This window comes from Aeromonas sp. R9-2 (genome assembly GCF_040908025.1).
In the GTDB taxonomy this organism is placed as follows: Bacteria; Pseudomonadota; Gammaproteobacteria; order Enterobacterales; family Aeromonadaceae; genus Aeromonas; species Aeromonas veronii.
On the sequence record NZ_JBFOCX010000009.1, the window covers coordinates 47895 to 54058 of the forward strand.

The 6164-nt window shown below is 55.7% G+C and carries 5 protein-coding genes; 4 read left to right on the plus strand and 1 reads right to left on the minus strand.

Annotation, left to right across the window (positions count from 1 at the left end):
- The first annotated feature begins 5 nt into the window (after positions 1–5).
- Genes AB5Y71_RS02975 through flgL form a run of 4 tightly spaced genes read left to right on the plus strand, consistent with a single transcriptional unit; the run spans position 6 to position 5440 of the window.
- Positions 6–1103, plus strand: a complete 1098-nt coding sequence (locus AB5Y71_RS02975) for a flagellar basal body P-ring protein FlgI (protein ID WP_005350664.1) — start codon at positions 6–8, stop codon at positions 1101–1103.
- Positions 1104–1146: 43 nt separating this feature from the next.
- Positions 1147–2220: a flagellar assembly peptidoglycan hydrolase FlgJ gene (flgJ, locus tag AB5Y71_RS02980; RefSeq protein ID WP_368170951.1), complete on the plus strand. Its 1074-nt coding sequence runs from the start codon at positions 1147–1149 to the stop codon at positions 2218–2220.
- A 3-nt stretch (positions 2221–2223) separates the two neighbouring features.
- Positions 2224–4227 carry a flagellar basal body rod C-terminal domain-containing protein gene (locus AB5Y71_RS02985; RefSeq protein ID WP_368170952.1) on the plus strand — a complete coding sequence of 668 codons (2004 nt, stop codon included), beginning with the start codon at positions 2224–2226 and terminating at the stop codon, positions 4225–4227.
- Between the two features lie 4 nt (positions 4228–4231).
- The gene (gene flgL, locus AB5Y71_RS02990; protein WP_368170953.1) at positions 4232–5440 is read left to right on the plus strand and encodes a flagellar hook-associated protein FlgL; all 1209 of its coding nucleotides are present in this window, start codon (positions 4232–4234) and stop codon (positions 5438–5440) included.
- Positions 5441–5536: 96 nt separating this feature from the next.
- On the opposite strand, the gene AB5Y71_RS02995 is transcribed toward flgL, so the two are convergent.
- A partial coding sequence (locus AB5Y71_RS02995) for an IS5 family transposase (protein ID WP_368170954.1) occupies positions 5537–6164 on the minus strand: 628 nt, incomplete at its 5' end.

Here is a 6164-nt window from a genome sequence, read left to right on the forward strand (position 1 = left end):
ATGTTATGAAGTCACTCCGTCTTGTCACACTGCTCTGCTGTCTGCTGCCCTTGGGTGTGGCCAATGCGGCCCGGATCAAGGACATCAGCTCGGTTGAAGGGGTGCGTAACAACCAGCTGATTGGTTACGGTCTGGTGGTGGGGTTGCCCGGCACTGGCGAGAAGAACAACGCCTTCACCGAGCAGACCTTCCGTACCATGCTCAACAATTTTGGCATCAAGGTGCCGGATAACATCAAGCCCAAGATCAAGGATGTGGCTCCGGTGGCGATCCATGCCGACCTGCCCCCCTTCTCCAAGCCGGGCCAGACCATCGACGTAACGGTCTCTGCCATCGGCGAGGCCAAGAGTCTGCGGGGCGGCACTCTGCTGCAGAGCTTCCTGAAAGGGCTCGATGGGCGGGTTTATGCGGTCGCGCAGGGCAGTCTGGTGGTCGGTGGTCTGGGGGCCGAGGGGGCTGATGGCTCCAAGGTAGTGATCAATACCCCGACTGTCGGGCGGATTGCCAACGGTGCGACCGTGGAGCGGGAGGTGCCCAACTCATTCAGTCAGGGGGACACCATCACCTTCAACCTTAACCGACCAGATTTTACTACAGCGCGCCGTCTGGCCGATGTGGTCAACGATCTGGTTGGGCCCAATACCGCTCAGGCGCTCGATGCCACCTCGGTCAAGGTCTATGCCCCGCGGGATCCGGGTCAGCGCGTCTCCTATCTCGCCACAATCGAGAATCTGGAGGTGGATCCGGCCAACGAGGCGGCCAAGATCATCGTTAACTCCCGCACCGGCACAATAGTGATCGGCAGTCAAGTCAAGCTCAAACCGGCGGCCATCAGCCATGGCGGGTTGACGGTGACCATCGCCGAAAACCAGCAGGTCTCCCAGCCCAACCCGTTGGCGGGAGGAGAGACGACGGTGACCAACAACTCGACCATCAATGTCCAGCAGGAGCCGGGGCGGATGTTCAAGTTTGATACCGGTGCGACCCTGGACGATCTGGTCCGGGCGGTCAATCAGGTCGGGGTCGCCCCCGGTGATTTGATGGCCATCCTTGAGGCGCTGCAGCAGGCAGGCGCCATTGAGGGGCAACTGGTCATATTGTAACAAGCGGCAAGTGGTTGCCACGGGTGGCAATGAGGTAAGCAAAATGGCGGAGTTTGACAGCAACAGCGGCATGAATCTCGGGATGGTACAGGACATCAAGAACCTGGATCGTCTGCGCCAGATGAGCCAAAGCAAAGAGGGACAGGCCGAAGCGCTCAAAAGTGCGTCACGCCAGTTCGAGTCAATCTTTACCCAGATGCTGTTTCAGAGCATGCGTCAGGCCAACGGGGTGTTGACTCAGGACAACCCGATGAACAGCAGCTATACCCAGTTCTATGAAGGGATGCTTGATGAGCAGCGGGTTGCCGACATGTCCAGCAAGGGGGGACTGGGATTGGCTGACATGGTGGCCAAGCAGCTCTCTCCCGAGACCTTTACCCATCAGGATGGACGGGTGCTCAAGATGCCGCAGCGTACCGAACGTACCTACAAACCCTATCAGCCACCCACGGCCGCTGCCGATGATTTGATCGCGGCATCAAAAGTTGGCAAAGATTTTGCTGAAAGAGAGATGACCGAGGGGGTCAAGGAGAGCCACACACTCACTATGCCCCGTCGACTGCACCGCAGCATTCCGCCCATGGGACGCATGGCCAGCGAAGAGAGCAGTGCCACCGGTAGTGGGAGCAAGGAGTTCGATACGCCCGAAGAGTTCGTCAATCGCCTGATGCCGCTGGCCAAGAAAGCGGCCGACAAGTTGGGGTTAAGCCCGGCGGTACTGGTCGCTCAGGCGGCACTGGAGAGCGGTTGGGGCAAGCGGGTGATCAAGGATGGCGAGGGTCAGGTGACCCATAACCTGTTTGGCATCAAGGCCGATCCGCGCTGGGAAGGGCCCAAGGCGGTGGTCAGCACGCTCGAGTATGAGCAAGGCGTCGCCTCCCGCCAGAAAGCGGCATTTCGCTCCTATGAGTCGTTTGAAGAGAGCTTCAACGACTACGTGGACTTCCTCACTTCCGGCTCTCGCTACAAGGGAGCCCTGGCGAAGGTGGATAGTCCCGATCGCTACTTTGAGGCGCTGCAACAGGCGGGTTATGCCACCGACCCGCACTACGCCAGAAAATTGAAACAGGTATTGCGCAGTGATGCCATTGCTCAATACAACGAGATGGAGCTGTAACGTATGGCAAGCGACCTGCTTGGGATTGGTTCATCGGGCGTGCTGGCACAGCAACGCCTGCTGCAGACCACCAGTAACAACATAGTGAACGTCAATAGCCAGGGCTATGTGCGTGAGCGTACGCTGGTGTATACCAATACCATCGGTCTGGGGACCGGTGACATCAAGACCCAGCGGGTAATCAACGACTATATGCAGGGGGAGGTGCGCCGTGATACCTCCGCCTATCATGCCTCCCTGACCCATTATGAACAGCTGGCTGGCGTTGACAGCTTGCTTGGGGATACCAGCAACAGCGTGGGGGCGGCCATCACCTCCTACTTCAAGTCATTTCACTCAGCCAATGAATCGCCTGCCGAGATCGGTGGGCGCAAGGTGGTGATGACGGAGTTGAGTGGCATGGTCAACCGTTTTCATACCCTCTCGGCGCAGCTCGACAAGCAGAGCGATACCCTCAACACCCGTATCGAAGATGAAACCAAGCAGGTCAACAGCCTGCTCACCAGCATCAATGATCTTAATCAGGCCATCATCCGCACCCAGGGGTCACCCGAAGAGAACCTGATGCTGTTTGATCAGCGGGATGAGGCGATCCGCCAGCTGTCGGAGAAGATGGATATTCGCACCGTAGCCCAACCCAACGGTAGCATGCTGGTCAATATGAGCACTGGCCATTCGCTGATCCTCGATGGGGGCGTCGCCCAGTTCAAGGTGATTGCAGGAGATCCTGACTCCCGAGATCAGGAGCTGCAACTGACCCTGGGGGCGAACAAGGCAACCATCGATCACGATACGTTTGGTGGTGCCATGGGGGGGCTGTTCAAGGCGCGTACCGACCTTGAGCCGACCAAGCGCGAACTGGGGCAGCTGGCCGTGGCGATGGCGGATGCGATGAATCAGCAGAACCGCCTCGGGATGGATCTGGATAATGAAATTGGCGGCGATATCTTCACCCTGCCTACCAGCAAGGGCTTACCCTACGGCAATAACACCGGGACGGTCGGGGCTAATGTCAGCTTCGTGCCGGGCAAGGGGACATCAGTGACCCCGTTTGATTACGAAGTGCGCTTTAGCAGCGCCACCGGTTATGAGGTGTTCTCGCTGGACAAGTCTGGTAATCGAACCTCTGTGGCGACTGGCACGACCCCTCCTGCAACGTTTGAACTCACGGGTCACGGCATTTCAATCGATCTCACCGGTGCGCCGGCTGCGGGTGACAGACTGTTGCTGCAACCGACCAAAAGTGCGGCCGCCGGTCTGGGTCAGCTGATCACCCGACCGGAAGATTTGGCCCTGGCCTCTCCGCTTAAAGCGGAAAAGACCACCAATAATGGCGGCGGGGCTGATATCAAACTGGGTGGCGTATTCAATACAGGTGCAGGGTCAGGTTTTGGTACCAATAGTCTGAGCCCGACAGCGCCTCAGGTGGTCAAAATCGATGGCAGTGGTAACTATCAGGTGTTTCAAGCCGATGGCACTACCTTGATTGGCACGGCCCCCGCGAGCAGCAAGGGGCAAAACCTGATGTCGGCTATCGTTAACCCTTTCCCCGCCGGAGCTGCAGTCTATGCCAACCCGAAACAGGCCCCCGGCTACGAGTTCAGCATCACCGGAACGGTGGATCCCAAAGACAGTTTCAAGCTCAGTTACAATAGCAATGGCTTTGCCGATAACAGCAATGGCTTGGTTCTGGCCGAGCTGCAAAACAAGGATCTGGTGCGCAAGAGCACCAATGGCGGGACGACCAACGACAAGATGACCTTCAATCAGGCCTATTCCGGGTTGGTGATGGAAGTGGGTAACAATACCAGTCAGGCAAAAACGCTGCTCAAGGCCAATGAGTCCAAGCTTATCCAGAGCACCGGCATCTTTGAAAGCGTGTCAGGGGTCAATCTGGAGGAGGAGGCGGCCAATCTGATCCGCTTCCAGCAATCCTATGCGGCATCGGCGCAAATCGTCAGCACGGCCAAAACCATTTTCGATACACTGCTCTCTTCCGTGAGGTAACGTCATGCGCATCACCACCAACATGATCTACGACCGGAATTTATATTCCCTCAACAGTGCCAACGAGCGGTTGAATACTGCCTATCAACAACTGCAAACCGGCAATAAATTTCAGACAGCTGGAGAAGATCCCGCAGGGATGAGTCAGAAGATGGCACTGACCAAGGAGATTGACCTGTTCAAGCAGTACAGTGTCAATGGCAGCTTGCTGGAAAACAGCCTGGGGCATGAAGAGACAGTATTGGATTCTCTTAATACGGCAATGCTCAGTGCCCAGACCCTGATCCAGAAGTCAAATAACGGCTCTATCAGTGACGATGATCGCAAGGCCATCGCCAGCGAGCTTGAAGGGTTACAGCAGCAGATGTTCGACCTGATGAATAGCAAAAACTCATCGGGTGAATTTATATTTGGTGGCAATCAGAGCAAGACCCAGCCATATATAAAAGACGTCAACGGAAAATATATTTATCAGGGTGATCCAGGTCAGCGAAATATTCAGGTCTCACCCACAGTACAAATCGCTGCCAATGATTCCGGGCAGGATCTGTTTGAAATAGTGGCGACCAGAAGAACCGCCAGTGCAACCACATTAAATATCAAGGTTGGGATAGGAGATCAGGGTAACTTTGATAATTTCTATAAGTCCAATTATAACTCGGCCCTACCCAGCAACACCTATACCGTATCAACCACCATAGGTCCACCGGATACCTATGATATCAAGGATGCCGGTGGCAATACGTTGCAAACGGGTAACTACACTGCTGGCACCAAGATCCCCTTTAATGGTCTGGAGTTGACCCTTGATTTGCCTGCAGGTGGTGCGGCTCAGCAGTTTGACCTTAATCCACCGAAGAATGACAACATATTGAATGGTATGTCGGATTTTATTACGGCTCTGAGAGATCCGGCTATTTCTGCCGAGACCTTCGAGCAGAAAATAGCCGATGCCACCGTTCATATGAAAAATGCCCGCCTGAATATCGATCATGGGTTGGGTGAGTTGGGCGGCCGGATGAACAGTCTGGAACAGGCTATGGGCTCCAATGAGGGATTGAGTACCCTCAACGCCGAGGCGAGAGCCAAGGTGTCGGAAGCGGACCTCTATGAAGTGATTTCCGCGCTGTCAAAAGAGGATGCGGCATTGAGTGCCTCGCAACTCTCTTTCAGCAAAATAAGCCGTCTGACGCTATTTGACTATATTCGCTAATTAAAGAAGGGCCCCTTTTGGGCCTTTTCTTTTGTCCAGACTGGCGTTGTTGCCCAAATCAACGAGCAAGTCATGACTTCCCCTGCCCAAGTACCGCTACACTCGGGGCTTTCTGACAGGTAGACCAAGGATATTCAGCTTGTTTATGGCGCTTACATACGCCATCACTTCTCCCACTTGGCCGTTGTAGTTACGCAGACTGATTTTCCCCGCCAGCAACTGCTTGAACCGATACATCGCTGTCTCTGCCAGCGAGCGACGGTGATACCCCGATATCTTCTTCCAGTGCGCCAGCCCTTCCTTGCGCATCACCAGCACAGCCTCATTTCTTGGATGCCCCTTTTTCCATAACCCCGCGCTCTTGCGAGGCGGGATACAGGCTGTCGCCCCTTTGCGCGAGATAAGCTGATGGCTGGCTTTGCTGTCATAGGCGCCATCCGCATAAACACGTCCCAGCTTACGCCGTAGTGGCTTGAGCAGAGTTGGTAGCACCTCGGCATCATGGACATTTTCCAACGACACTTCCGCCGCCACGATATCGTGGGTCACTGGGTCTACCGCCAGATGCAGCTTGCGCCACACACGCCGCTTCTCGGCGCCGTGTTTTCTGACCTTCCACTCGCCTTCACCAAATACCTTCAGGCCGGTCGAATCGATAACCAGGTCGGTGATACGCCCCTTGGCGGGTTGTCGATAGGCCACTTTCACCGTGCGAGCGCGCTTG